The organism is Parabacteroides sp. KHUB-03 (assembly GCF_056640975.1).
On sequence record NZ_CM153257.1, the window covers coordinates 1,481,876 to 1,508,545 of the forward strand.

At 38.4% G+C, this 26,670-nt stretch carries 23 protein-coding genes; 18 read left to right on the forward strand and 5 right to left on the reverse strand.

Annotation, left to right across the window (positions count from 1 at the left end):
* Positions 1-33 precede the first annotated feature (33 nt).
* Complete coding sequence (locus tag ACYIB7_RS06410) at positions 34-1,440, forward strand: Gfo/Idh/MocA family protein (RefSeq protein WP_103983685.1); 1,407 nt, start codon at positions 34-36, stop codon at positions 1,438-1,440.
* 839 nt (positions 1,441-2,279) lie between these two features.
* On the opposite strand, the gene ACYIB7_RS06415 is transcribed toward ACYIB7_RS06410, so the two are convergent.
* Entirely contained in the window at positions 2,280-2,426 is a 147-nt protein-coding gene (locus ACYIB7_RS06415) for a hypothetical protein (protein WP_160034752.1), read from the reverse strand.
* A 207-nt stretch (positions 2,427-2,633) separates the two neighbouring features.
* On the opposite strand from ACYIB7_RS06415, the gene ACYIB7_RS06420 reads away from it, so the two are divergent.
* Entirely contained in the window at positions 2,634-3,473 is an 840-nt protein-coding gene (locus ACYIB7_RS06420; RefSeq protein WP_099462993.1) for a DUF5032 domain-containing protein, read from the forward strand.
* 4 nt (positions 3,474-3,477) lie between these two features.
* On the opposite strand, the gene trmD is transcribed toward ACYIB7_RS06420, so the two are convergent.
* Positions 3,478-4,152: a tRNA (guanosine(37)-N1)-methyltransferase TrmD gene (gene trmD, locus ACYIB7_RS06425; RefSeq protein ID WP_103984312.1), complete on the reverse strand. Its 675-nt coding sequence runs from the start codon at positions 4,150-4,152 to the stop codon at positions 3,478-3,480.
* A 483-nt stretch (positions 4,153-4,635) separates the two neighbouring features.
* Here trmD and pheT point away from each other — a divergent pair, with 483 nt between their 5' ends.
* From pheT to ACYIB7_RS06440, 3 genes are all read left to right on the forward strand, one after another.
* Positions 4,636-7,098 carry a phenylalanine--tRNA ligase subunit beta gene (gene pheT / locus ACYIB7_RS06430; RefSeq protein ID WP_480338358.1) on the forward strand — a complete coding sequence of 821 codons (2,463 nt, stop codon included), beginning with the start codon at positions 4,636-4,638 and terminating at the stop codon, positions 7,096-7,098.
* Positions 7,099-7,132: 34 nt separating this feature from the next.
* Entirely contained in the window at positions 7,133-7,870 is a 738-nt protein-coding gene (locus tag ACYIB7_RS06435; protein ID WP_103984314.1) for a YebC/PmpR family DNA-binding transcriptional regulator, read from the forward strand.
* Positions 7,871-7,993: 123 nt separating this feature from the next.
* The gene (locus ACYIB7_RS06440) at positions 7,994-8,746 is read left to right on the forward strand and encodes a hypothetical protein (protein ID WP_200817983.1); all 753 of its coding nucleotides are present in this window, start codon (positions 7,994-7,996) and stop codon (positions 8,744-8,746) included.
* Between the two features lie 18 nt (positions 8,747-8,764).
* On the opposite strand, the gene ACYIB7_RS06445 is transcribed toward ACYIB7_RS06440, so the two are convergent.
* Complete coding sequence (locus tag ACYIB7_RS06445) at positions 8,765-9,826, reverse strand: 6-bladed beta-propeller (protein ID WP_480338359.1); 1,062 nt, start codon at positions 9,824-9,826, stop codon at positions 8,765-8,767.
* A 250-nt stretch (positions 9,827-10,076) separates the two neighbouring features.
* On the opposite strand from ACYIB7_RS06445, the gene ACYIB7_RS06450 reads away from it, so the two are divergent.
* On the forward strand, positions 10,077-10,367 hold the full coding sequence (locus tag ACYIB7_RS06450) for a nitrous oxide-stimulated promoter family protein (RefSeq protein WP_394340858.1): 291 nt from the start codon (positions 10,077-10,079) through the stop codon (positions 10,365-10,367).
* 14 nt (positions 10,368-10,381) lie between these two features.
* Here the strand turns inward: ACYIB7_RS06450 and yaaA are convergent, their stop codons facing one another.
* Positions 10,382-11,146, reverse strand: a complete 765-nt coding sequence (gene yaaA, locus ACYIB7_RS06455; RefSeq protein WP_480338360.1) for a peroxide stress protein YaaA — start codon at positions 11,144-11,146, stop codon at positions 10,382-10,384.
* A gap of 94 nt (positions 11,147-11,240) precedes the next feature.
* Positions 11,241-11,873, reverse strand: a complete 633-nt coding sequence (locus ACYIB7_RS06460) for a chloramphenicol acetyltransferase (RefSeq protein ID WP_103984317.1) — start codon at positions 11,871-11,873, stop codon at positions 11,241-11,243.
* Positions 11,874-12,287: 414 nt separating this feature from the next.
* Here ACYIB7_RS06460 and ACYIB7_RS06465 point away from each other — a divergent pair, with 414 nt between their 5' ends.
* The 12 genes from ACYIB7_RS06465 to ACYIB7_RS06520 all read left to right on the forward strand — a co-directional run bounded on the left by ACYIB7_RS06465 (position 12,288) and on the right by ACYIB7_RS06520 (position 26,652).
* Positions 12,288-12,890, forward strand: a complete 603-nt coding sequence (locus tag ACYIB7_RS06465; protein WP_103984318.1) for an HU family DNA-binding protein — start codon at positions 12,288-12,290, stop codon at positions 12,888-12,890.
* A 108-nt stretch (positions 12,891-12,998) separates the two neighbouring features.
* Positions 12,999-14,018, forward strand: a complete 1,020-nt coding sequence (locus ACYIB7_RS06470; protein WP_234999423.1) for a linear amide C-N hydrolase — start codon at positions 12,999-13,001, stop codon at positions 14,016-14,018.
* Positions 14,019-14,250: 232 nt separating this feature from the next.
* On the forward strand, positions 14,251-14,772 hold the full coding sequence (locus ACYIB7_RS06475; protein ID WP_234999419.1) for an RNA polymerase sigma-70 factor: 522 nt from the start codon (positions 14,251-14,253) through the stop codon (positions 14,770-14,772).
* 76 nt (positions 14,773-14,848) lie between these two features.
* Positions 14,849-15,838 (forward strand): FecR family protein, encoded by a 990-nt coding sequence (locus ACYIB7_RS06480; RefSeq protein ID WP_103984320.1) that lies wholly within the window; start codon positions 14,849-14,851, stop codon positions 15,836-15,838.
* A gap of 174 nt (positions 15,839-16,012) precedes the next feature.
* Positions 16,013-19,408, forward strand: a complete 3,396-nt coding sequence (locus ACYIB7_RS06485; protein WP_480338361.1) for a SusC/RagA family TonB-linked outer membrane protein — start codon at positions 16,013-16,015, stop codon at positions 19,406-19,408.
* Between the two features lie 21 nt (positions 19,409-19,429).
* Complete coding sequence (locus ACYIB7_RS06490; RefSeq protein ID WP_103984321.1) at positions 19,430-21,061, forward strand: RagB/SusD family nutrient uptake outer membrane protein; 1,632 nt, start codon at positions 19,430-19,432, stop codon at positions 21,059-21,061.
* A gap of 145 nt (positions 21,062-21,206) precedes the next feature.
* The gene (locus ACYIB7_RS06495) at positions 21,207-21,476 is read left to right on the forward strand and encodes a hypothetical protein (RefSeq protein WP_480338362.1); all 270 of its coding nucleotides are present in this window, start codon (positions 21,207-21,209) and stop codon (positions 21,474-21,476) included.
* 341 nt (positions 21,477-21,817) lie between these two features.
* Positions 21,818-24,406: an ATP-dependent chaperone ClpB gene (gene clpB / locus ACYIB7_RS06500; RefSeq protein WP_103984323.1), complete on the forward strand. Its 2,589-nt coding sequence runs from the start codon at positions 21,818-21,820 to the stop codon at positions 24,404-24,406.
* Between the two features lie 124 nt (positions 24,407-24,530).
* Positions 24,531-25,235: a DUF169 domain-containing protein gene (locus ACYIB7_RS06505; RefSeq protein WP_103984324.1), complete on the forward strand. Its 705-nt coding sequence runs from the start codon at positions 24,531-24,533 to the stop codon at positions 25,233-25,235.
* A 77-nt stretch (positions 25,236-25,312) separates the two neighbouring features.
* Positions 25,313-25,639, forward strand: coding sequence for a hypothetical protein (locus ACYIB7_RS06510; protein ID WP_099462979.1), 327 nt, complete (start codon positions 25,313-25,315; stop codon positions 25,637-25,639).
* 46 nt (positions 25,640-25,685) lie between these two features.
* On the forward strand, positions 25,686-26,366 hold the full coding sequence (locus tag ACYIB7_RS06515) for a YiaD family glycine zipper/OmpA-like lipoprotein (protein WP_103984325.1): 681 nt from the start codon (positions 25,686-25,688) through the stop codon (positions 26,364-26,366).
* A gap of 82 nt (positions 26,367-26,448) precedes the next feature.
* Entirely contained in the window at positions 26,449-26,652 is a 204-nt protein-coding gene (locus ACYIB7_RS06520; RefSeq protein ID WP_234999420.1) for a hypothetical protein, read from the forward strand.
* Positions 26,653-26,670: the final 18 nt, after the last annotated feature.

A 26,670-nucleotide genomic window follows, 5' to 3' on the forward strand; every position in this document is an offset into this window, starting at 1 on the left:
GCCAACTTGAAGAAATAATAAAAAGATACGAACATGGAAAACACTCGTCGTTCATTTTTAAAACAAATGTCGGTAGCAGGCTTAGGTGCTGCAGGTCTGGCAATAGCTGGTGAGGCATCAGCTACAACAGTAGTAACTCCGGGGGCGAAAGATAAAAAGAAACCGGTAGGTAAAGATGATGGTAAGCTTCGTTTCGGTTTTATCGGAACAGGTTCAAGATGTCATGAACATATTAATAATGTCTTGGCAATTCCCGGTAATAAAATTGTTGCAATTTGTGATATTCAGCAAGGACCGATTGAAGCAACATTGAAACATATCGCAAAATTTAATGTTCCGGCTCCTAAAGTATATACAGGCAGCGAACGTGAATTTGAGAAAATGTTGAATAATGAAGAATTTGACTGCGTAATTATTGCCAGTCCGTGGGAATGGCATGTACCGATGTCTGTTGCTGCAATGAAGGCTGGCGTTCCTTATGTAGGTGTAGAAGTTTCTGCTGCAAATACATTGGAAGAATGCTGGGATCTGGTTAATGTTTCGGAGGCTACAGGCAGCCATTTGAATATTATGGAAAATGTATGCTATCGTCGTGACTGCATGGCTGCATTAAGAATGGTTCGTGAAGGATTATTCGGAGAGTTATTGCATGGAGCTTGTGGTTATGAGCATGATTTGCGCGAAGTGAAGTTCAATGATGGTAAACATTATACATACCAACCGGGTAGTGGCGATCTTCGTATGGGTCCAACCGCATTTTCCGAAGCACAATGGCGTACAAACCATTCTGTTCATCGTAATGGTGATGTATATCCTACTCATGGTATCGGGCCGGTTGCAAATTGCTTGGATATAAATCGCGGTAATCGTTTTCTTTCTTTGTCGGCGATGGCTACCCAATCTCGCGGATTACATAAGTTTATTGTGGATAATGGTGGAGAAAACCATCCGTTGGCAAAAATACAATTTAACTTAGGCGATATTGTCACTTCTATGATTAAATGTGCAAACGGACAGACTGTAATTGTAACACATGATACGAACTCTCCGCGTCCTTACTCATTAGGTTTCCGTATTCAGGGTACTGAAGGTTTGTGGATGAATGATGGAAATCATGTATATGTCCAGGGTAAATCCAAACCTCACCGTTGGGATGATTCGGAAGAATGGTTTAAACAATATGATCATAATTTATGGGCTAAATATGCTGCTGAAGCTGCCGAAGCAGGTCATGGCGGAATGGACTATATTATGATGTATGATTTGATTAATGCTATTCGGAATAAGAAGCCTGCTCCTATGGATTGTTACGATGCTGCAGCTTGGAGTGCTATTTCCGGTTTATCGGAAATGTCTATTGCCCGTGGTGGTGCATTGGTAGATTTCCCTGATTTTACCCGTGGACAATGGATTCATCGTCAACCTGCATTTGCTTTATAATTCATATATAGATATCTAAAGAGGGACTATCTAACAACAAAAGGTTGGATAGTCCCTTTTTTTGTTGCTTACCTTATTCAATTTAGTTGTCTACTCAAATACTGTCTATATGGGTCTTAATAAAGGGTCGTTTAAGGGCTCACTTTGTCACCTTCTGTCACTTTCTTCGGGGGGTGTTTTAAAATCTGAAAAATTATCTACAGACATTCCATGTAAGCATACAATATGCTATTATAGACAATATTACAACATAATATCGCTATTTTAAAAGTTAAAAAACAAACCGGATCGGATTTCGTTTTAATACTTCCGCGAACACTTTCCCTGATGCTTGAATAAGCAATTTATTGCATACAGACAATATAGAATTTCCAAGAAGAAATTTGGCTAAAGCCAATAAAAATAAATCTCCCTTTAGTCTGTCAGCTGAAGCAGACGGCAATTGAAACCAGGCTAAAGCCATAAAAGAGCAGACTGTATCGGCCATCCCAAAAGAAAGCTCTGCTTTCTCACTTGTGGCATCAGCGGCTGGGCGTTAAACGCAGGTAAAAGACGCAGCGTTAAAACCAGCGGCTGTTTGAGCGTAGCGAGTTCCGCTGGTTCAGCGAAGTCTTTTTCCGGAGTAGCCCGGACGGAGTAGCCTTGACCTTTTGGTTACTTTTGGGTCAAGCCAAAAGTGACAGAAACAACTTTGTATCTTTTCACTATTTTTCTCTTGACAGAAAAGTAGTGAAAAATGTTCGCGGGAAGCACTAAAGCGTTACAAGCATGATTCCGAAACAACGATACAATAATATATAAATCAATAATATACAGCCAATATCAGATCGTTTTGCAATTTAGGAATAAGCCCCGAAGATGGCGACAGAAGGTGACAAAGTGGGGGCATTCCCAAAGTCAGTAATTTGTATTTCATATTGTTGTTTGTTGCAAGATGTGGCGAATAGTAGTATGATGCTTATAACCGTTAATAAATTCGTCTCCATGTTATTAAATTTTAGCTGTTATCTTTTGTTTATTAGAACCGTGACTAATGAGTTTGTTGTTAGATATTTAATATATGATTAACATAATACAAATCGAAAGTTTTCAGGATGTTTGTTCAAATATTAATACTTAAATATGGTTATATTGTCAGTTATTCTTTTAAATGTCCTATTTTTGTACAATCAAATGACTAATTCCAAACAGAAATGAAAAAGTATATATTCTTATTGTTTGCAGGAATCGCCGGTTTGGTATCTTGTGGTGATGATGATAAACCGTCTCTTCCGGAACTGAATAAACTAACGAAAATAACTTGCTATAAAAATGGCAGCACAACTCCTGAGTTTGTGAAAGAGATTACATATAATAGTGATGGGGAAATATCATATATTATTGAAAATAATACAGATAAAAAGCAATTTTTGTATTCGGGTAATACGATTGTTGTAGCTGCGACCAATGCTGCAGATGCTACTTCTACGGAATACATATTAAGCGGTAAGACTATTGTAAAGAAAAAGGTATCCGATAAAAATCCTTATAAGAATGAGATATATGTACGTGATGAATATGACTATGGATATAATAGAAGTGCATTGGTGCAAACATCATGGATAGCTACTAGTCCGACCATAGACGGCAAATATGAAACCCGGACGTATAAGGATGCTGAAAAATATACATGGCAGGATGATAATGTAGTACGTTTTACCGAGGATAAGAGTGAGATGGTTTATGAATATGGAAATAATAATCTTCGTCCTCATAATTTCCCGTTTCGCGTAATAGCATCTTTTGCCCCTGTGGGGATGGATGTTGTAACACCTTTAAACCTGGCTTACGGTGCTCAAAACAGGAATTTGCCAACCTATGCTTATTGGTATAATTTTCCTGATACAAATACAAAATGTGCAGAGTATACTTACAACTTCTCTTCTATGGGAGATTACATTACCGGTATGACTATACAAGAAAAGATATATGCAATAAATGGGACTCCTGGCGCCGATAATACCTATACATATTCTTTTGAATATGCAAATTGAATAACTATTTCAATAAATCGGGACGAAGTTGGGCAGTACGTTCTTGTGCCTGCTGTAAGCGCCATTCTTCAATTTTACGCTGATGTCCGGAAAGTAATACATCCGGTACTTTCCATCCCTTGTAGTCTGCCGGACGTGTATAAACGGGAGGAGCTAATAAGTTATCTTGGAAAGAGTCCGATAGGGCGCTTTGTTCATCACCAATTGCTCCCGGGATAAGACGGACCACCGCATCGGTAATAATAGCTGCGGCAAGTTCTCCTCCTGTAAGTACATAATCACCTACCGAAATTTCTTTTGTAATGAGGTGTTCGCGGATACGATAGTCAATACCTTTATAATGTCCGCATAAGATAATGATGTTGTCAAGTAGAGACATACTGTTAGCCATTGGCTGGTTAAATACTTCTCCGTCGGGAGAGGTATAGATTACTTCATCGTATTTACGTTCGTTCTTCAGAAAAGAAATAGCACGGTCAATCGGCTCTATTTGCATTACCATACCGGCTTCACCACCAAAAGGATAATCATCCACACGCCTCCATTTATTGGTTGTATAATCTCGCAGATTATGTAAATGAATTTCTGCTAATCCGTTATCCTGAGCTCTTTTTACTATGGAACAATTGATCATTCCGTCAATCATTTCGGGTAATACGGTAAGTATGTCGATACGCATATGGATTTGTATAAGTATATTTGTTGCAAAAGTACGGCATTATTTTATAGTTGTCAAGAACTTGCCGGATTTTGATTTCGGTGCTGTATGCATCGGCTCAGTATCAAACCTATTACTATAAATTTGACTGGACCGGGAAGAAGTTTTTTTCGAATCGGGCATAAAAAAACACTGAACAAAGGGCAGGGATGCCGGCTATCTTGAGTGATCTTCCCAAGTCATCACGGGTGGGGAGGTACATCATCATCTACTCAGGGAAATGCTGTTTTTTCCGGGTTTTAATAGAGTTTTTTTATTGAATAAAAATAGTTCGAATGAAATATTATAAAAAGCTTTGATTTATGAGGTTTTTAAAACATTGCAGAATAAAGTCTATACTCATTTTGAATAATTATTCTATTATTTGTACCTTTGCGAGTCAATTTGCCGTTGGCGGAGAATGCCGCAGGTGCATATTTGCTTGATTGAATAAATTTTATAGCGATGAATATATCTTATAATTGGCTGAAAGAGTATCTTGATTTCGATTTGCAGCCTGAAGAAGTTGCAGCAGCACTAACATCTATCGGCTTGGAAACCGGCGGGGTAGAGGAAGTTCAAACGATTAAAGGCGGGCTGGAAGGATTAGTTATCGGTGAAGTTCTTACTTGTGAAGAACATCCTAATTCAGACCATTTACATATTACAACCGTAAATGTAGGCGGTGGAGAACCTTTGCAGATTGTGTGTGGAGCGCCGAATGTTTCAGCCGGACAGAAAGTCGTGGTGGCAGTGAACGGTACGAAGCTGTATAGTGGTGATGAAGTCTTTACTATCAAACGGTCTAAAATTCGTGGCGTAGAATCGAACGGCATGATTTGTGCCGAAGATGAGATTGGTATTGGCACAAACCATGCGGGAATTATAGTTCTTCCGGCTGATGCGGTTGTGGGTACTCCTGCTAAAGAATATTATAATGTAAAGAGCGACTATGTGCTGGAAGTGGATATCACACCAAACCGTGTAGATGCAACTTCCCATTTTGGTGTTGCCCGTGATTTAGCTGCTTATTTGAAACAAATGGGTAAACCTGCTGAATTGAAACGTCCGGCAGTAGATGCTTTCAAAATAGATGACGACACTCCGGCTATTGAAGTTGTTGTCGAAAATAAAGAGGCTTGCCTTCGGTATTCCGGTATAACGATAAAAGGAGTGACTGTGAAGGAAAGCCCGGAATGGTTACAGAATCGTTTGAAGGTAATAGGTTTGCGTCCTATTAATAATGTAGTAGACGTAACAAATTTCATTTTGCATGAGTTAGGTCAGCCATTGCATTCATTTGATGCCGGAAAGGTGAAAGGCAATAAAGTAGTTGTAAAGACTTATCCGAACGGAATAAAGTTTGTAACGTTGGATGGCGTGGAGCGCACTTTGACTGATCGTGATCTGATGATTTGCAATACGGAAGAACCAATGTGTATCGGTGGTGTATTTGGTGGTTTGGATTCGGGAGTTACGGAGCAAACAACCGATGTGTTCCTTGAATCGGCTTGTTTCCATCCTACGTGGATTCGTAAAACTGCTCGCCGTTTCGGTTTGAATACAGATGCTTCTTTCCGTTTCGAACGTGGTCTGGATCCAAATAATACAATTTATGTATTGAAGCGTGCTGCTTTGCTGATTAAGGAATTGGCAGGAGGTAAGATTACAGGCTCTGTTCAGGATATTTATCCGGAACCGGCAAAGCCATATGTTGTAGAACTTTCTTATAAGAAGGTAAATTCTCTTATTGGTAAGGAAATTCCTGTAGAAACAGTTAAAAGTATTCTTGCAAGTCTGGAAATGGAGATTGTTTCGGAAACGGCAGAAGGTTTAACCATACATGTTCCTGTATATCGTATTGATGTGCAACGTGATGTGGATGTAATTGAAGATATCCTCCGTATCTACGGATATAATAATATAGAGTTCAGCGATAGTGTAAAATCTAATCTGAGTTATAAGACTCCGACGGATCGTAGCTATGACTTGCAAAATCTGATATCTGAACAACTTTGCGGTTGCGGTTTCAACGAAATTATGAATAATTCGCTTACGCGTTCAGCTTACTATGAAGAGTTGTCTACATATCCGGTGGCCCATTGTGTAATGCTGATGAATCCGTTGAGTGCCGATCTGAACAGCATGCGTCAAACTTTGTTGTTTGGTGGTTTGGAAAGCATCGAACATAATACAAACCGTAAGAATGGTAATATCCGTTTCTTTGAATTTGGTAATTGCTACGATTACAATATTGACAATAAAAAGGAAGATCAGACATTGGCTCAGTTCAGTGAAGATTACCGTTTGGGGCTTTGGGTTTGTGGTAACCGGGTTGAAAATAGCTGGGCGCATCCGAACGAAAAATCTTCTGTTTATGAATTAAAGGCTTATGTGGAAAATATATTGGTTCGCTTAGGTGTCAATCTGAATAAAGTAATCTTCGGTAACCTGACAAATGATATTTATTCGGCTGGTTTGACTATTACGACTGCTTCGGGCCGTCAGTTAGGAACAATGGGTATTGTAAACAGGAAGGTTTGCAAGGCTTTGGATATTGACATCGAAGTATATTATGCTGAATTATCATGGACATTACTTATGAAGGAAGTCAAGAAGAATAAAGTTACATTCAGCGAAATTTCTAAATTCCCTGCTGTTAAACGTGACTTGGCACTGCTGCTTGATAAGCATGTACAATTTGCCGAGATAGAAAAGATAGCAGTGGAAAGTGATCGTAAGTTGCTGAAAGAAGTTTCTTTATTCGATGTATATGAAGGAAAGAACCTTCCTGCCGGTAAAAAATCGTATGCTGTCAGCTTCTTCCTTCAGGATGAAGGCAAAACTTTAAACGATAAACAGATCGATGCTATCATGAAGAAGATTCAGACAAATCTGGAACAGAAACTTGGTGCACAATTGAGATAATAAACATTATACAAAATATAACAAAATAACAGATATGGGAAGAGCGTTTGAGTTCCGTAAAGCAAGAAAATTTAAACGTTGGGGCAATATGGCCCGCGTATTTACTAAGTTGGGTAAAGAAATTACAATTGCAGCAAAAGCTGGCGGACCGGATCCTGAAAACAATCCTCACTTGCGTGCATTGATGCAAAATGCCAAGAAGGAAAATATGCCGAAGGAAAATGTGGAACGTGCAATCAAACGTGCCGTAGAAAAAGACTTTTCCGGATATAAAGAGATGAACTATGAAGGCTACGGCCCTTATGGAATTGCAATCTTTGTAGAAACAGCAACAGATAATACTACTCGTACTGTTGCAAATGTACGTAGTTATTTCAATAAGCATGGTGGATCATTAGGAACAAGCGGAAGTCTTGAATTTTTGTTCGATCATAAATGCGTATTTCATATTGCAATGAAGGATGGTGTTTCTTTGGAAGATCTGGAATTGGAACTGATTGATTACGGAGTAGATGAACTGGACGCAGATGAAGAAAGTAACGAAATTGTGATTTATGGTGAGTTTGCGCAAAATTCGGCTATTCAGAAATATTTGGAAGAAAATGGTTTCGAAATTACGAGCAGCGAATTTGTTCGTATTCCGAACGATTTGAAAGAAGTAACTCCTGAGCAACGTGAAGGAATAGAGAAGTTAATAGAAAAGCTGGAAGAAGACGATGATGTTCAAAATGTTTTCCATAATATGAAGGAAGACGACCATGAAGATGAGTAATATTTAATCATAATGGAATAGATATTAGGCAGTGGTAAGGAATTTAATTTCTTTACCACTGTTTGTTTTTTTGATATTTTTTGTTTTAATTTGACAATTAAAGAACTCTCAAATACTACTAATATGAAAATGATTAGACAAACTTTACTTATTTGCTTTGTTGCATTGATGTTTACTGTAAGCAACACTGGGTTGGCTCAGAAGGAACTGGGTGTTTTTAATACGATGGCTATAGGCTTGAGTGCCAGTACAAATGGTATTGGTGTAGATGTTGCTACGCCTATAACGCCTCACTTTGCTTTACGTGGAGGTGTGGATTTTATGCCTGGTATTAAGTTTAATACGGATGTAGATGTGGAACTTAGTGGAGAATTCGCTGAACTTTATCCGGATCCGACAATTGATTTGGAAGGAGGCCTTGGTCGTGCCAGCGGCAATCTGCTGGTTAATTATTATCCCTTTAAGAAAGGTACTTTCTTTATTACTGCCGGAGCTTACTTTGCAGGTTCCAAAATGATAAAGATAAAAGGGCATAGTGATGAACTGGAAGAATATATAGATAAAACCGGTGCAGCAGGAGTTGTTGTTGGCGATTATACGATTCCGGTAGATAAAGATGGAAATGTCTCTGGTGGTCTTAAGGTATTTGGTGTTCGTCCTTATGTTGGCCTTGGATTCGGACATGCTGTTCCCCAAAAACGAGTAGGCTTTATGTTTGAGCTGGGTGTTCAGTTCCACGGAACTCCAAAGGTGTATACCGATTATGGAGACTTGGGTACGGCATTTGAAGTAACCGACGATAGCTTTACGAAAATTATTGATAAACTAACTGTTTATCCGGTTATGAAATTCCGTATATGCGGTCGGTTATTATAATAAACCGGATGTAATAATTCAGGCTTTTAATTTTACAATAAACAATACAGGGCTTTTCTCGTTAGCATATTCGGGAAAAGCCTTTTTTATTTCCTGTCCGGATTTACAGAAACAATACGATTGATTATACAAATCCATAGCCTGTAACTCTGGTACAGCTCCGGTATGGTAAAAGTTGTCTTTAAATCCGCCTTGTACTTGCCTGGATTGGTTGTTAAGTGTGTCATAACAGAATGTGTAGCTGCCTTTTTCATTATGCTTATTATGGTAGGTAGAAACCCAGAAACGGCTGCCGAAGCGTATAGGATACAACAATATGCCGTCTGCAGAATAATTCTGTTCTTCTTTGTCTTGTTGCTTTTTTAAAAATAATGTATCACGTAGTAGCTTATTTGTCTCAGTGGAAGGAGAATAAGCATAGATTATCCCTGTATCTCCGGAAACGGAAAGAGTTGGAGGTAAACAGGAAATTCCGCAATCCTTGCGTCCCAGGTTTGCCTGGACCAATTTGTGTGTTTTCATTTTCTGAAAAGAAGAGTCATATTCTACAACTTGTTTTTCCAGGTACGAAACCTTGGTAGAGGAATCGTTTTTTATACATTCTTCCGTAGTCCAGATATGATTATTGTATAAAGAAATAGAAGACATGCGATGTCCGGGCAAGTCACTCTTTAGTTTCTTTTTATCGATTAACTGACCGTCGTACGAGTAATAATGAATATCGTCAACATTTCCTAATACAATAAGCTGGCGACTTACCGGATTCACTACGTAACCGGCTACTTTAATAGTATTTGGATCCGTAATACGACAAATAAATTCTCCCTTTCGGCTGAAACGATACAATGTTCCTTCGCTTATAAGAAACAGATTATTACCTTCCTTACGTACATTTTTCACCTTCTCGATGGAGTGTTTTCCTGCTGTTTGTAATGGAATGGCAACCACTTCATCGGCAATATCGGATAACGAACCAACCAGATGATTTTCTGTCAGTTCGTTTGTTGTAAATAATTCGTATCCTTGCTTGATACAAACAATTGCTATAATTGCCAGTAATATCAGAAAAGCCCGTTTCATGTGTTATGTGATTTGTGACTTGTATTAATAACGGGGGATTAAGCATTTTATTGAAAATAATATGAAATATTATGCGGTTCTTGTGAGCTTTTTGTAGTAGGATGAAATAAAATGTATCTTTGCCACTAATATATTTCAGTGATAATATGAAGACTGTAACTGATAGGTGGCTGGTATATGAGAATGGGCATTTATTTTTCTTGTTGTCATCGTATGTTTTATATCTTGGTTGTTGAATTCTACAATTGCTATGTCTCTGGTTGCTAAAGAAAAGATAGTTATCGAAAAAATGATCCGTCTTTATTGCAGGCATAAGGAGGGGAATGCAACCTTGTGTGCAGATTGCATGGAGTTGTTGCAATACGCACACACCCGCTTAGACCGTTGTTCGTTTGGAGACAAAAAGGGTTCGTGCCGGAAATGTAAGATACACTGTTATAAACCCGAAATGCGGGAGCGTATAAAGACCGTTATGCGTTATTCAGGTCCGAGAATGTTAATATATACTCCCTGGATTACAATACGGCATTGGTTTAAATGATTCTGCCAGTTATGTCAGGATTGTAAGAAAACCCATTTATCGCCTTCACTCATCTTTTCGTTGTAACAGAAACCTTCCCATGAGAATGATTTAAGTTCTTCCGGATCGGAAATGCGGTTTTTTATGATAAAGCGGCTCATCTGTCCTCTGGCCATCTTAGCATAGATAACAATCGTGTTGGCTTTTCCATTCTTCCAAACCCTGAATTCCGGTGTGATGACGCGTACGGATTGTTCTACTTTTTTCCAATCGAACGATGGTTGTATATCCATGCTAGCCAAATAGATAAGTGTGTTGCCTGCTTTTTTGATATCATCAATAAGTAACTGGGTCTGACGTGGGCGCCAGTAATTATACATGTTTCCGTAACCTAATTCGGGTAGTTTTACATCAAATTCCATGCGATAAGGCTTAATCAGGTCAAGCGGGCGCAGGAGTCCGTAGCAAAAGGATGCAAAACGCATGTGTTCTTGTGCGAATAAAAAGTCTTCCTTGCTAAAATCTTTTGGGTTTATATTCTTGAAAACCACACCTGTATAGGCTAGTATTGCTTGTAGAGGCTTATTATCTTCCGAATGAAACTCCTGAAAACGCAGATAATTTTCCGTAGCCAGTTTTGGACTCAATTTCAGTATTCGGGCTAATTCATCCTTAGAAAATTGCGTCATGTTAAGCGCTATTTCGTTTGCCTCTTTTGAAAAACGGGGCAATGTCTCTGCGGGAGCTTTCAGTTTAGACGTGCCGGTCATTGTTTTAGCCGGCGAGATAAGAATAAGCATATCGTTTCCTTTTGTTTACTCGTTTATGAAGTGAAGATAATGATAATTTATTCATAGTCCGTTCTTTTCTACTATAAAAAAGATTCAATCGATATCATAATGTAGTTTGACCGTCTTTTAATCTCTGTATAAATTCGGCTACATTCCGTCCGTCCATAAGACCGTGATGAACACTTATGGATATAGGAAGTAAAAGTTTCTCTTCATCCTGTATCAGTTTCCCGGTAGAAATTCTGGGCACAGAGTCTCCTGTTTTAATTGAGCCCGCATGTTTCATTTCAGAGAAAGCGAACCAAGGCAAAGCCGAGTAACGAATAACATCTTCTCTTCCTGTATTTTCAGAAAAAGACAAGCCGGTACTATTCTTAACTCTGTTTATTTCTTTTCCGGCATTTTCAATAAATAAGTCGAGGTTTGCATCATATTCAAAAAATCCAAAACCAAAAGTTCCGTCTTCTCGCCCTATGGTGGGCGAAATATTGATTTTATCATATTGTACCACTTGTCTTTTCTCTATGCGTAATTTGAAAGCGGTTGTATCATTTATGCATTTTAACAGGAAATGCACGGAATAGAGGAAAAAAGATATTCCCCTTTTTTTACTCTGCTGGTATACATTAGTAAAATCAACAGTAGTGGTAACCCCAAAGAAAGGATCGTCAAACGCTGAGAAGAAGTTAAAATGCTCTTTTCTATTCCAGTCGTCCAGATTTATAACTTGTTTCATTTCTTATATTTTTGTGCTATCGTATTTACTCGGCTCTTTTCTGAATGTTTAACTTAATGTTGAGAGGTGCTTTAAAGATAGAATATATCGGTACAAATGTATGAAAAGTGTACTTTTTAATATGATTATAAGCAGCACTTTTTTACAGCCATCCTTTGGATTACATTAAAATTTTGAATGTCGAACGCATAACTCTTTTTTACATTTTGTGGAACCGTTTATTTTAAATGACAGGATAAATTAGTTTTGTTTTCCTGATCTTTTATTCTTTTGACCTAGGGCAAAATTAATTTTTAGCTGGGACAAAATTGATTTTTACCAGGGATGAAATTAATTTTCAGCTTGCTAAAATGGAAAAAAGTTCCTATATTCGGGATTAAATATTACGATGTCAAAACTTAAAATTATAGATATATGTGTGCAAAGTATTCATTTTATAAGAAACCTCCCAGAAAAGAAAATCCCGAATCATCAGAATTATATGCAAAAGTAGTAGGTTGCAAATCGGTTGGTACCGACCGGCTTGCTCAGGAAATAAGTGCTAATAGTTCTTTCTCTTCTGCCGATGTAAAAGGCATACTGTCTGCTTTGTCCGAACGTTTGATCTTCCATTTAAAATATGGAGAGAATGTGGAATTGGAAGGAATAGGCCATTTTGGTGTAACGTTGAAATGCCCTAAAGGTGTAGTCAACCCGAAGCAGATACGGGCAGAGTCTATTGCTTTTAATAATGTGAGCTTTCGTTGCTCAAAACAATTAAAAAATAAATTAAAGGCATTACCTCTGGAACGTGCCGACAACTTGCCTAAACGCGAACAATTTCCTGATGAAATACGCCGGGAGCATATTCTTTCCGAGATTAAAGAAAAGCAATTTCTATCAAGTACGGATTGTATGATAATTAACCAATGCAGCCGTTATCAGGCATTGAAAGACTTAAACCATCTGTTGGAACAAGGACAAATTATGCGGATAGGACGTGGAAAACAGCGGTATTACGGTATGAAGAAGATATGATTTTCCTTGTAGCTTCAGAACCTATCTGAAAAACATTCTGTTATAGATATACTTAATGAATCGTTAAAAAGTATATTTATGAAAAAGAGAAGAGTTTTTGCTGCACTGATGGTTAGTGTAGCCTTTGGGACGATACTACCGGGACGAATTGATGCATGTACGAGAGCCGTGTATTTGGGGCCTGATAATATGGTTGTTACCGGACGTACTATGGATTGGCGCGAAGACCCGCTGTCAAATCTGTATCTTTATCCGAGAGGAATACAGAAGAAGGGGGCTATTTCGGACAATACCGTGTCCTGGACATCTAAGTATGGAAGTGTAGTAACTGCGGGCTATGATATTGGTGTATGTGACGGAATGAATGAAAAAGGCTTGGTTGCCAATTTACTTTTCCTGACGGAATCTTCTTATGTTCGTTCTAATGATACCCGCCCCGTTATGGGTATAAGTATCTGGACACAATATGTGTTGGATAATTTTGCTACGGTAGATGAGGCGGTTGCCGAATTGTCAAAACAAATCTTTCGTATGGATGCTCCGGATTTGCCTAATGGTGCGAAATCCACATTGCATCTTTCTATCTCGGATGCGACCGGAAATAGTGCTATTTTTGAATATATCAATGGAAATCTGATTATCCATGAAGGTAGGGAATGTCAGATTATGACAAATTCTCCTACATACGACAAACAACTTACACTGAATGATTATTGGAAACAGATTGGCGGTTTGGTTATGTTGCCCGGTACAAACCGTGCATCCGACCGTTTTGTGCGTGCATCATTTTATATTCAGGCTCTTCCGCAAACAAGCAACTTTCATCAGGCGGTAGCCGGAGTGTTTAGTGTGATGCGTAATGTATCGGTACCTTTGGGCATATCTGTTCCCGATCAGCCTAATATTGCTTCGACACGTTGGCGTACAGTGTCGGATCAGAAGAATAAAGTTTATTATTTTGAGTCAACAATGAGCCCTGATATATTCTGGATTAACTTTAAAGACCTGAACTTTAACTCCGGTGCTCCGGTACGAAAACTGACGCTGGTCAATGGTGAAATTTATGCAGGTAATGCAGCCGGTAAATTTCAGGATAATAAAGGGTTGACATTCTTGTTCGGGATATAAATACTTTTTCGAGGGTTTTAACTGGTAAGTCTAAAAGACGTTTTTTGAAGGGAAAAAAGCGTTTTTTAGACTTACGTGCTTTTTATATCTGATATATTTGTAAATATTAATGAATAAATCTAATACAGAGATAGGGCTTATGCATGAATTTGTAACAGCTCAGATTAATAAATGGTGAATATCAAGAGTTTGGTAGTTAGTCGTACTTTTATTAATAATGAGGCATGAAGCTATGAAAATCAGACCGGTTATTAATGAAAATACTTTCCGTGGAATTTATGACGAGTACTATGGGTATTTATGCCGTAACTTGAGCTTCTACACACATGATATAGGGGCAATAGAAGATATTGTTCAGGAAATATTTGTCAAGTTATGGAATGAACGGGATTTATATGAGATTGATAATTTGAAAACCTATCTATCTGTCTGTGCTAAAAATAAAATGCTGAATTATCTGCGCGACGAGCAAACCCGGAAAAACTTATTGAATACGTGGGCTAAAAATACGAATGAAGTATCTAAGGCCATTAATTGTGTTGACGAAAAAGAGTTGGGTTTGTTGATGCTTCAGGCCATAAACAATCTTCCTCCCAAGTGCCAGAAAATTTATTTGTTGAGCCGCGAAGAGAAACTGTCTTATAAACAAATAGCCGAATTGCTGCGAGTTTCCATAAAAACAGTAGAGACACAAATGGGCATAGCCATACATCGGATTAAAGAATTTGTGGCCATGCATTATACTTCGAAATAATATTTTAAAAAAAGATAAAAGCTTTTAGGGGTTTTCATTCTGTTTAAGTGTCATAAATATAAATAAGAAAAACAGAATGAATAATAACATAATCCCATATTCTATAATAGCGAAATATCTTGCAGATGAGTTGAATGATGAAGAGCGCATCTTATTCGAAAAGTGGAGGGCTGCTTCTCCTGAAAATGAAAATGTCCTGAAAGATTTGCAATATCAATGGAACGGATTGCTTCCTTTGCCGGAATCTGCTTTTCAAAAAGGTAAATTTAATACATGGGAGAAGATAACAAAAGAGATTAATCTGGGAAAGAAGAGTTTCCATCTCAGATGGATTGTTGCTGCAGCTTCCGTTGCTTTTCTGCTGGGTTTGTCGATTCCTTATTTAACAAAATCTATGTCTGAAAATACGGTGCCAATTGCAGCTCAAACTGTTGTGGTTGCGCCTTCCGGACAGAAATCATATACGTTGTTGCCGGACGGCACAAAGGTATGGTTAAATTCAGATTCAAAGCTGACTTATTCTACCTCATATAATACGAAAGAAAGATTGGTTTATCTGGAGGGTGAAGCTTATTTTGATGTAGTGAGAAATGAAAAACTTTCTTTTATCGTGAAGACCGGGATTGTGGATGTAAAAGTATTGGGAACAGAATTTAATGTGTCGGCTTATTCTACGAATGATATAATTCAGGTAGCTCTGGTACGGGGAAGTGTAAAATTGGAATCTGCTCACAATGCTTCTTTATTGGCAATGCTTAAGCCTGGAGAGAAAGCCGAGGTTAAGAGGTCTGGGCTGCATTGTTCTGTTCTGTCTTGTGATGTGGATACCGAAAGTTCGTGGAGATTAAATAAACTGTGTTTTGAGGGTGCTTATGTTCACGACGTATTTCAGAAAGTGGAACGTTGGTATGGGGTGAAGTTTAATATACTGAATGAGAATAAAGAGTATCGTTATTGGTTTACCTTAAAGACGGAATCGTTAACCGAATTGCTCCAATTAATAAATAAGATTACCCCTATAGAGTATAAAATAGAAGGAGAGGAGGTGACATTGACTTATAAATGATTATTTGGAAAGTGGATAAAAAAAGGTATGAGAAACGGCCATTTCTCATACCTTAAAGCATAATAAATACTCCATACGCGTTATGTGTTACTGTGTTTTAATACAGTAAATGAAGGAGTTTTGTATTTGTGCAAAGGTATAATTATTTTTTTGATTAACTTAAATCTATTTACAATGTTTAAATCTAGAAGAATATTATTCATTGTCTGTATATTGACATGGATATCGGCGGTGAGTTTTGCACAGACTGTTACTGTGGATTTATCCTTTCGGAATGCCACACTGAAAACGGTTATATCGGAGATTGAGAAGCAGACAGACTATACATTTATGTATCACAATGATATAGACCGGGAACAATCTGTTTCTGTACAAGTAAAGAAAGAAAAATTAGGAACCGTCCTGAACAAGATATTTTCTCCGATGGGAATAATATATGAAATCACCAACAAACAGATTATATTAAAGAAAAAACCGGCAAATACGTCTAAGAAGCTAACTGGAATTATTAGGGACGATCAAGGTATACCTGTTATTGGTGCAAATGTTGTAGAAAAGGGTACGACTAATGGCACGATAACAGACATAAACGGCGAATTTGTACTTGATATGCCGGAAAGTGGCATTATACAGGTTTCTTATATCGGTTATAATACGCAAGATGTAAAGATAGGGACAGATAATACGGTGGATGTCTGGTTAACGGAAGATACTCAGAAACTGGAAGAAGTTGTTGTTGTTGGTTATGGCTCTATGAAAAAGAGAGATCTGACAGGAGCCGTTTCCCAATTAAAAGGCGATGATATTGCAGATCTGCCTCTTAGGAGTGCTTCGGATGCATTGCAAGGAAAAGCAGCCGGTGTAACTATTACATCTACTTCGGGAAGTCCGGGCTCTATGGGAACAGTACGTATTCGTGGTGTAGGTACGATTAATAACAATGATCCGCTTTATGTTGTAGACGGATTGCCTCAAACAGGTATCGGCTGGTTGAATCCTCGGGATATTGAAAGTATGGAAGTGCTGAAAGATGCTTCGGCTCAGGCTATTTACGGAGCACGTGCCGCTAACGGCGTTATTCTGATTACGACAAAGAAAGGAACGGCTGGCACTACTTATAAAACTACATTGGAATTTGACATGCTGGTAGGTTTTCAGAATGCAGAAAAGACATATGATATGTTGGATGCGGAAGGATTCATGAAATATAAGAATATGGCTTATGAGGCATCAAACAAACCGTTACTGGATGATTTCTCGACACCGGAAAAAAGGGAAGCTATTCTGGCATTTCTGGAAAATAATGGCGGTCGTGCCGGAACAAACTGGTGGAATGAGATTGAGAATCCGAATGCTATATCTCAGACGTATAATCTCTCTTTGTCGGGAGGGATTGATAAAATGCGTTATCGTTCCAGTTTTGGATATATGAAGCAAGATGGTATTGTTAAGGCAACGGATTATGAGCGTCTGACCGGACGTGTAAACTTGGATTCCGATGTCTTCAAATGGCTGAAGGTTTCATCAAATACGAATGTAATATATGAAATGCGCCGTAATACAAGAGAAAATGATGCTTATAGCAGTACCGTGTTTTCGGCATTAACGGCAGATCCTATTACCCCTGCTTACCGTAATAACCTGACGGGAATACCTGATTTTCTTGAGAGCCGTATCATGGATGGTTATGAACCGACTAATCCTTTTTCGCAATATGCCGGAATTTTGTATTCAAATAAGCCTAATCCTTTGGCGCAGACTGATCGGCTGGGGCAGAATGTCTGGAAAGGGTTGCAATTAAAAGCAAATGTGTCGGCAGAGATAAAGTTATTCCGTTTCCTGTCGTTTAAATCCAGTATCGGATTGGATTTATCCCGTACGGCAAGTGATAGTTTTTCTCCTAAATATTATTTGAATGCAACGGATCAGGTGTCGGATGCAACAGTTGGACGTAATATAGGCCAGACTGATTATTGGGTTTTTGATAATTATTTTTCTTATAATGATAAGTTTGGTAAGCATACTGTTTCTGCAATGGCAGGTATGTCTGCCGAGAAGAACCGGTATGAAACGACAGTAACTTCTAAACAGGGTTTGGTAAATAATGATAAAAGTCAGCAAATACTGAATGCTGCAACAAAGAATCCAACTTCATCGGGAGCGATAACTATCAGCTCTTTAAATTCGTATTTCGGTCGTTTGTTTTATTCGTATGCGGATAAATATATGCTTACGGCAAATATACGATGGGATGGTTCTTCCAACTTTGCAGCGGGTAATAAGTGGGGCGTATTCCCTTCCGTGTCGGGAGGTTGGTATTTTAGCGAAGAGTCGTTTATAAAAGAAGCTATAGGCGATTGGTTTTCACAAGGTAAATTAAGGGTTGCGTGGGGAGAGATAGGTAATCAGGATGTAACTTCCGGCGCTTATTTGACGAAGTTTGCCAATAGCTCTTATTATATGGTAGGTGAGCCATTGAATCCCTGGCTAAGTGGTGGACGCTCAAATGTTGGTAATCCTGATTTGAGATGGGAGACAACCCGCCAGCTGGACTTTGGTTTGGATTTGGCTTTTTTTAATAATGCCTTAAAAGTAAATATAGACTATTTTGACAGGGAGACTTCGGATATGCTGGTGCAGGTCCCGATTCCTGCTTCTGTAGGTTTGCCTAATACTCCGTGGAGCAATGCCGGCAGTGTAAGTAATAAAGGTTTTGAATTTGTAGTAGACTATCAAGGGCATATCGGACGGGAGTTCAACTATAATGTAAATGGAAATATCTCCACCTATAAAAACAAGGTTATCAGTCTTGGCGGCGGTACTAACATTCCTGGTAAAACCCATCTGGGCAATCAGGTAAATACAATGATTGAACCGGGTAAACCTATCGGTTATTTTTATGGGTATAAGATGGATGGAGTGTTTCAGACACAGCAAGAAATAGATAATTACAGAGGTGGCCCTGACAATACGGTTATTATGCCGAAAGCAGAACCGGGTGATTTGAAGTTCCTGGATTTGAATAATGATGGGAAATTAGGCGAAGAAGACCGCACGATGATAGGTAATCCTCATCCCGATTTTACTTTTGGCCTTACATTGGGAGCTGATTATAAGGGATTCGACTTTTCTGTATTTTTCCAGGGATCGGTAGGTAACGATATCTTGAATATTCTTAAATATGATATTTATTCAGGAACAGGATGGTATAATGCGCCTAAGGATATCTTTGATAAATTCTGGTCGGGACCAGGCAGTACGAATGAAAACTTTGCAATTAGTGCGAATAGCCGCGATAATCTTACAATGTCTGAATGGTTTATAGAAGATGGTTCTTATGTTCGTTTGAAGAACTTGACTGTTGGGTATACGATTCCTGAATCTTTGACAAAGAAAATTACAATTAAGAATTTACGTGTTTTTGTTGCAGCTCAGAATCTGTTTACTATTACCGGTTATTCGGGCTTAGATCCTGAATTGGGTAATACGAATCCTCAGTTTATGGGAATAGATATGGGGTGGTATCCTCAAGCACGTTCATTTATGTTTGGTTTGAGTATGAAGTTATAACCTTAAATTAATAGATACGATATGAAAACATTAAAATATATTTGTCTGGCTGTGTGTAGCTTATTGCTCACTATTAGTTGTTCGGATGCGTTTCTGGACAGACCTACTTTGGGTTCATTGGATAAAGATACCTGGTTGAATACGGAAGATGCCGGAAGTAAAATGTTATCGATGTGCTATACGCCTATGTTGGCAGGGAATGAATATCAAGGATTTAAGTATGAATTTTTTGATTGCATAACGGATGATATGCATAAAGGAGGATCGGATGCTGCGGATAAAATAAGGATTACGGATATAGCCAGAGGAAATCCGTTGACATCGGCCTTGCTTTTGGAGAGAGTATGGAATCATCGTTTTCAGGTAGCCATATCCCGGTGTAATGTTTTATTAGAAAATGTTACTTTAGAAACGCCTCTTATCCAAAGCGGCGGTGCGTATGTGTCAAAAGAAGAAAAAGCGCGTTGGATTGCAGAAGCCCATTTTCTGAGAGCTTACTATTATTTTGATCTGATGATGATATTTGCGAATGTCCCTATTGTAGAAAAACCGTTGAATGCAATTGATAAATCATCCATAACCCGTGCTCCAATGTCTGAAGTCTATAGTTTTATAATGAAAGATTTGGAAATAGCTTTGGCTGAATCGAATATACCTTCTGCAAAAAATCTGCCGGTATCGGAACTGGGACGTGTAACGCGCGAAGCAATACATGCATTTAGAGCCAGGGTTGCATTATTCAATAAAGACTATGAATTAACAATAGCCGATTGCAAAAAAGTGATTGATTCGGGAGCCTATGAGCTGGTGCCGAATTATGAAGACTTATTTAATAGTGTGGAGAAAGGATATAAATCCAAAGAGTGTATATTTATGACTTATAATAGTTATAATCCTCCTTATTCGAAGGGAAGTCCGTCTCTTATTTTCTTTGTAGGCAGAGGTCCGACAGGCGGTTGGGGCGGCGAAGTTCCGACGTACGATTTGTTGAATGAGTATGAAGCAAAAGATCCCCGTAAAGTACATACGATTTTGTCTCATGGAGATATTTTCTTAAAAAAAGATGGCAATCAGGAAATTCATGATTATACGGGCTATGATAACTATACCAAATTGCAAAGTCGCAAACATTATGTAGATCATTTTAGAAGACCGGATGCCGGTTTGCAGAAAACAGACTGGTCATTTTATAATATCAGGTATGCAGATGTTTTACTAATGTATGCGGAAGCATTAATTGAATCAAAGGGAAATCAACAAGAAGCTATAGATGTCTTGAATAAGATCCGGGAAAGAGCATTCCTTACAACTTCACCTGTAGACAACTATGCTGTTTATCGTGAGTTTAATATTAAAGATCCTGTTACGAAGGCTGAATTTGAAGCCAATTATAAGATAAAACAAGGGGATGATTTGCGAAAGGCTGTTCGTCATGAACGCAGGATAGAACTGGCTGCCGAAGGACAACGTTTTTATGATTTGATACGATGGAATATCTTTGTTGATAAGATAAAACAATTTGCTTCTACACCGGAGGGGGTTGCTTCCGAGAAAGGAATGTATATTTCTGATAAAACGTGGCCATATCCGATTCCTCAATCTGAAATAGATAAAGTGGGAGGGGCTTTATTGCAGAACGATAATTATAAGTAATTGGTTTTTGCGAAAGAAGCATTATAAGCCTTAAAGATTGTCAGCATTAAATTTTAATAAGAAAATAAATAGGTGTTATATGCCGGTAATTATTTATTTTGCTATCGTAATTATTAATTACTCAAACCCATAATTTAGTTTGTAAATGAAAAAGATGATTATGTGCGCTGCCTTTATGATAGCAATGGCTTCTTTCACAGTTGTAAATGCCCAGGATTCGAATGCAAAGAAAGCTGCAAAGATTGAGCAGTGCAATAAGAAGTGTGGAGAGGAGTGTGATAAATTTTGTGACAACGCAACTTGTAAAGCAGAAGGTTGCCTAGCTGGAAATTGTATAAAAGATAAATCAGTTTGCCAGAAAGATGCTAAAGCATGTTGCAAAGGCAAGCCGGCAAATAAGAAGAAAGGAAATTAATTAAGGAATAGTTAGTTCCTTCTTTTTAGAAATATGGAATCCCGTTGGTTGAAACTGAAAAGTTCAAACCGGCGGGATTCTTTATGGATGAATGCACCAGCCGCTAAACTATAAAAGGTAGCTGAAGAAACCAAACCGTATATAAAACCTTTTCCCTTTTTCTTTTGTTTTCAAACCGAAAAACCATCAGTTTGACGTTTAGTTAAGACGGACAGGCAGTGGCTTTTCCTTTGTTTTTATAATATTAAGACAAAATGTCAGTTTTGGGCTTTGGTATTTGTTTTGTAGATATGTAAGTGCGGTTAGCAATTGAAAAAGAATAAAAGAAAGGAGATAACTATATGAATTTAAACAATTTTACAATTAAGGCGCAAGAGGCTGTTCAACAAGCTGTACAGCTTGCTACCCAACATGGGCAACAGGCTATAGAAGCTGTTCATTTGTTGAAAGGTGTCATTATGACGGGCGAAAGCGTGACCAATTTTATTTTTCAGAAACTGGGTGTAAATATTCAGAATTTGAATCGTGTTTTAGATAGCCAGATCGATTCGTTGCCTAAAGTTTCGGGAGGAGAACCTTATTTATCTGGTGAAGCAAATGCTGTATTACAGAAAGCAATTAGCTATTCTTCCAAAATGGGCGACCAGTATGTTTCGCTGGAACCTATTATTCTGGCCCTGTTAACGGAAAAAAGTACTGCTTCCCAGATATTGAAAGATGCCGGTGTTTCTGAAAATGAACTGCGTAAGGCAATTGAAGAATTGCGTAAGGGTAATAACGTAACCAGCCAGTCTGCAGAAGATACATATGATGCACTAGGCAAATATGCTATTAATTTGAATGAACGTGCACGTAGTGGTAAACTGGATCCTGTTATCGGACGTGATGACGAAATTCGTCGCGTGTTACAGATTTTAAGCCGTCGTACCAAGAATAATCCGATCCTTATAGGTGAGCCGGGGGTTGGTAAGACTGCTATTGCCGAAGGTCTTGCACACCGTATTATCCGTGGTGACGTACCGGAAAATCTGAAGTCCAAGCAGATATTCTCATTGGATATGGGTGCTCTGATTGCCGGTGCAAAATATAAAGGTGAATTTGAAGAACGCCTGAAAGCGGTGGTGAATGAAGTTACTAAATCGGAAGGAGAAATAATTCTCTTTATCGATGAAATTCATACATTGGTTGGAGCTGGCAAAGGCGAAGGAGCAATGGATGCAGCTAATATCCTGAAACCGGCTTTGGCTCGTGGAGAACTGCGGTCTATAGGCGCTACTACGCTGGATGAATATCAGAAGTATTTTGAAAAGGATAAGGCTTTGGAACGCCGTTTCCAGATAGTTATGGTGGAAGAACCGGATGAATTGGATGCCATTTCCATACTTCGAGGATTGAAGGAAAAATATGAAAACCATCATAAGGTACGTATCAAAGACGATGCGATTATTGCGGCAGTACAGTTGTCAACGCGTTATATTACGGATCGTTTTTTGCCGGATAAAGCTATCGACCTGATGGATGAGGCAGCTGCCCGTTTACGTTTGCAGATTGACTCGGTGCCGGAATCGCTGGACGAAGTTTCACGTCGTATCAAACAATTGGAGATTGAACGTGAGGCAATCAAGCGCGAAAATGATAAGGCAAAGCTGGAACAACTTAATAAAGAGATTGCTGATCTGAAAGATGAAGAAAAGAAACAAAAAGCCCAATGGCAAAGCGAGAAGGAGCAGATCAATAAGATACAGCAAAACAAAATTGATATCGAGAATCTTAAGTTCGAAGCTGAAAAAGCCGAACGTGAAGGCGATTATGGTAAAGTTGCAGAGATCCGTTATGGTAAGGTTAAGCAAAAAGAAGAAGAGATAGCCGAAGTAGAAGCAAAGCTGAAAACAATGCAGGGTGCCGCTGCTATGATTAAAGAAGAGGTAGACAGCGAAGATATTGCCGATGTTGTTTCGCGTTGGACAGGTATTCCGGTAAGTAAGATGATGCAAAGTGAAAAAGATAAACTATTGCGTCTGGAATCGGAACTTCATACGCGTGTTATCGGACAGGAAGAAGCTATTGGTGCTATAGCGGATGCGGTGCGGCGTAGTCGTGCCGGGTTGCAAGATCCAAAGCGTCCGATTGGTTCATTTATCTTCTTAGGAACAACCGGGGTAGGTAAAACAGAATTGGCAAAAGCGTTGGCTGAATATCTGTTTGACGACGAGAATATGATGACACGTATAGATATGAGTGAGTATCAGGAAAAGTTTAGTGCTACTCGCTTGATCGGTGCACCTCCGGGATATGTAGGTTATGAAGAAGGTGGCCAGCTTTCTGAAGCTATTCGCCGTAAACCTTATTCTGTAGTCTTGTTTGATGAAATAGAAAAAGCACATCCGGATGTTTTCAATATACTGCTTCAGGTGTTGGATGATGGACGTCTGACTGATAATAAGGGACGCGTAGTTAATTTCAAGAACACGATTATCATTATGACCAGTAATATGGGTTCGTCTTTGATTCGTGAGAACTTTGAAAAGATAACACCTGAAAACCATGAGAAAGTTGTGGATGAAACAAAAATTCAGGTATTGGAATTATTGAAGAAAACGATCCGCCCTGAATTCTTGAATCGTATTGATGAGATCATTATGTTTACGCCGTTGAATGAGGAAGAAATTCGTCAGATTGTAACGTTGCAATTAGATGGCGTGAAGAAAATGCTGGCACAAAATGGCATTGCTCTGAATTTCACTGATGCTGCATTGGCATTTATTTCTGAGAAAGGTTTTGATCCTCAGTTTGGTGCCCGTCCGGTTAAGCGTGTGATCCAGAAATATGTTCTTAATGAATTATCAAAAGAAATTCTGGGACAGAAAGTAAATAAAGACCATCCGATCACAATTGATAGCGAAGGTGATGGACTGGTATTCAAAAATTGATTAAAAGCGAAAGCCTTAGTAATGTTTTTGAATAGTTGAATAGTTTTATGGATTTAATTATTTATTTTTGAATATCTCCATGCTCGAAAACAGGAGATAAGGATAAATATTAAATTTGATTGCTATGGAAGTAAAGGCCTTTATTGAAAATTATAAAGAGGCGTTTGGTGCAGAAACCGAACTGCCTCTTGTTTTTTGGTATTCTGATACGCCGGTTAGGATCGTGGAAAAGGTAGGCGGATGTTTGTTTAAATATATACAGGAAGTCAGGAATGGTGAATTTGTTAGCCTTAATGCTGATAATATAGGTTGCGGTGGCGGTAAATTTTATACGGGTTTTGCTGATATGCCGGACTATGTACCCGAATTTGTTTCTGTGAAAGAAAAATACCGCAAGACTCCCGAAATGGTAAGGGAACAACTAGATTCTTTAAGAGTGCCCAGGGCACGGATGGCTTTTCTTAATTTTGCCCGTTTGGATAAGATTGATAGTTTTGATAATCTGGAAGCCTTGCTGTTTTTTGCTAAACCCGATGTGCTTTCCGGTCTTTCAACCTGGGCTTTTTTTGATAATGGAGCAGCCGATTCTGTTGCTGTGCCTTTTGGTTCGGGCTGTTGCAGTACGATAACCCGTGCTGTTCTGGAGAATAGAAAGAAGGGGAGGAGCTGCATTTTGGGTTTTTTTGATCCTTCTGTCCGTCCTTATTTTGAACCGGATATTTTGAGCTTTACAATCCCTATGTCCCGTTTTAAGGAAATGTATCACACGATGCGTCAGTCATGTTTATACGATACGCATGCCTGGAAAAAGATTAAAGATAGATTGTAGCCAAATAAATGTTAGTTATATTATACAAGTAAAAGTAGTATCTTTGTAAATATTAATAACCAATAAAATGAAGAGTTATGAGCGAAAAAAACGATTTTATCTATGATGAAGACGATTCTGTAAAGTTTATTCAGAATTATCTTCCGCAAGAACTGAAAGGCAAGTTCAGTAATGACGATATCAATTATATTGTAGACTTAATCTATGAGTTTTATGAGTCAAAAGGATATCTGAATGAAAATGACGGCGACGATAAAGAAATAGATATCGATGAAGATGAATTAGTTGATTTTGTGATTAAGAATGCTCAGAAAGACGGAGTAGGAAAATATAATGCAGACGAAATTACTTTTATTGTTCAAGGTGAATTAGAATACTGTGATTCTATCAACATGTTCGATTGATAAACTGTTGTATATAGAAAAATTAGTTCACTAAAAGGAATAAGAAATGAGAAGTATTAAATTATTATCTGTTTTGTTGTTGAGTATGGCTGTTGTTTTTTCTAGTTGCAGTACATGGAATAATACAGCTAAAGGTACGGCTATTGGTGTTGGTGGCGGAACTGCTGTTGGGGCTGGTATCGGGGCATTAGCCGGTAATACCGCCTTAGGTGCAATTATTGGAGCTGCAGTAGGTGGTACGGCTGGAGCTTTGATAGGGAAAAAGATGGATAAACAAAAGAAAGAACTGGAGGCAACATTACCGGAAAGTACAACTATTGAAACCATTAATAATGGAGAAGCATTGAAAGTTACTTTTGATTCGGGTATATTGTTTGCAACCAATTCAAGTACGTTAAGCGATGCTTCTAAAAGCGCATTACGCAATTTTGCAACAAGCCTGAAAGCGAATCCGGATACGAATATTAAAATTGTAGGTTATACGGATAATACAGGAAAGGTTGATTATAATCAGCTTTTATCAGAAAAGCGGGCAAAGAGTGTTTATGACTATCTGATGCTGCAAGGCGTTAGTAGCGACCGTATGATTTATGAAGGAAAAGGTGTACATGATCCGGTTGCTTCAAATGACACTCCTGAAGGCCGTGCATTAAACCGCCGTGTGGAAATTGTAATTATGGCTAATGAAAAAATGATACAAGAGGCAAAACAAGGAACACTGCAATAATTCTTTGTATGTTGCGTTTTAACAAATGGCCTCTGTTTCTAGTTATTTAGAGACAGAGGCCGTTTGTTTATAATATGAATTATTGATAGTGACATTGTTTGCAGCATTGCTGGCTATAGCAGGTTTTGCATCAGGGTATATTCATCCGGAAGGGCAGGAATGGATAGCATTTCCCGGGTTGATACTTTTGCCTGTATTAGTGGTTAATTTGATTATAGGACTGATATGGTGGATAATGGATGGACGTTGGGGATATTTACAAATCATTTGCAAACAACCAGTGTAAATTCAATTAAACCTCGTT

Excerpts from the sequence above, each read along its gene's own strand:
- ACYIB7_RS06410 (WP_103983685.1), top strand. The coding sequence starts at position 34 with ATGGAAAACACTCGTCGTTCATTTTTAAAACAAATGTCGGTAGCAGGC.
- ACYIB7_RS06415 (WP_160034752.1), bottom strand. The coding sequence starts at position 2,426 with ATGGAGACGAATTTATTAACGGTTATAAGCATCATACTACTATTCGCC.
- ACYIB7_RS06420 (WP_099462993.1), top strand. The coding sequence starts at position 2,634 with ATGAAAAAGTATATATTCTTATTGTTTGCAGGAATCGCCGGTTTGGTA.
- trmD (WP_103984312.1), bottom strand. The coding sequence starts at position 4,152 with ATGCGTATCGACATACTTACCGTATTACCCGAAATGATTGACGGAATG.
- pheT (WP_480338358.1), top strand. The coding sequence starts at position 4,636 with ATGAATATATCTTATAATTGGCTGAAAGAGTATCTTGATTTCGATTTG.
- ACYIB7_RS06435 (WP_103984314.1), top strand. The coding sequence starts at position 7,133 with ATGGGAAGAGCGTTTGAGTTCCGTAAAGCAAGAAAATTTAAACGTTGG.
- ACYIB7_RS06440 (WP_200817983.1), top strand. The coding sequence starts at position 7,994 with ATGAAAATGATTAGACAAACTTTACTTATTTGCTTTGTTGCATTGATG.
- ACYIB7_RS06445 (WP_480338359.1), bottom strand. The coding sequence starts at position 9,826 with ATGAAACGGGCTTTTCTGATATTACTGGCAATTATAGCAATTGTTTGT.
- ACYIB7_RS06450 (WP_394340858.1), top strand. The coding sequence starts at position 10,077 with ATGTCTCTGGTTGCTAAAGAAAAGATAGTTATCGAAAAAATGATCCGT.
- yaaA (WP_480338360.1), bottom strand. The coding sequence starts at position 11,146 with ATGCTTATTCTTATCTCGCCGGCTAAAACAATGACCGGCACGTCTAAA.
- ACYIB7_RS06460 (WP_103984317.1), bottom strand. The coding sequence starts at position 11,873 with ATGAAACAAGTTATAAATCTGGACGACTGGAATAGAAAAGAGCATTTT.
- ACYIB7_RS06465 (WP_103984318.1), top strand. The coding sequence starts at position 12,288 with ATGTGTGCAAAGTATTCATTTTATAAGAAACCTCCCAGAAAAGAAAAT.
- ACYIB7_RS06470 (WP_234999423.1), top strand. The coding sequence starts at position 12,999 with ATGGTTAGTGTAGCCTTTGGGACGATACTACCGGGACGAATTGATGCA.
- ACYIB7_RS06475 (WP_234999419.1), top strand. The coding sequence starts at position 14,251 with ATGAAAATCAGACCGGTTATTAATGAAAATACTTTCCGTGGAATTTAT.
- ACYIB7_RS06480 (WP_103984320.1), top strand. The coding sequence starts at position 14,849 with ATGAATAATAACATAATCCCATATTCTATAATAGCGAAATATCTTGCA.
- ACYIB7_RS06485 (WP_480338361.1), top strand. The coding sequence starts at position 16,013 with ATGTTTAAATCTAGAAGAATATTATTCATTGTCTGTATATTGACATGG.
- ACYIB7_RS06490 (WP_103984321.1), top strand. The coding sequence starts at position 19,430 with ATGAAAACATTAAAATATATTTGTCTGGCTGTGTGTAGCTTATTGCTC.
- ACYIB7_RS06495 (WP_480338362.1), top strand. The coding sequence starts at position 21,207 with ATGAAAAAGATGATTATGTGCGCTGCCTTTATGATAGCAATGGCTTCT.
- clpB (WP_103984323.1), top strand. The coding sequence starts at position 21,818 with ATGAATTTAAACAATTTTACAATTAAGGCGCAAGAGGCTGTTCAACAA.
- ACYIB7_RS06505 (WP_103984324.1), top strand. The coding sequence starts at position 24,531 with ATGGAAGTAAAGGCCTTTATTGAAAATTATAAAGAGGCGTTTGGTGCA.
- ACYIB7_RS06510 (WP_099462979.1), top strand. The coding sequence starts at position 25,313 with ATGAGCGAAAAAAACGATTTTATCTATGATGAAGACGATTCTGTAAAG.
- ACYIB7_RS06515 (WP_103984325.1), top strand. The coding sequence starts at position 25,686 with ATGAGAAGTATTAAATTATTATCTGTTTTGTTGTTGAGTATGGCTGTT.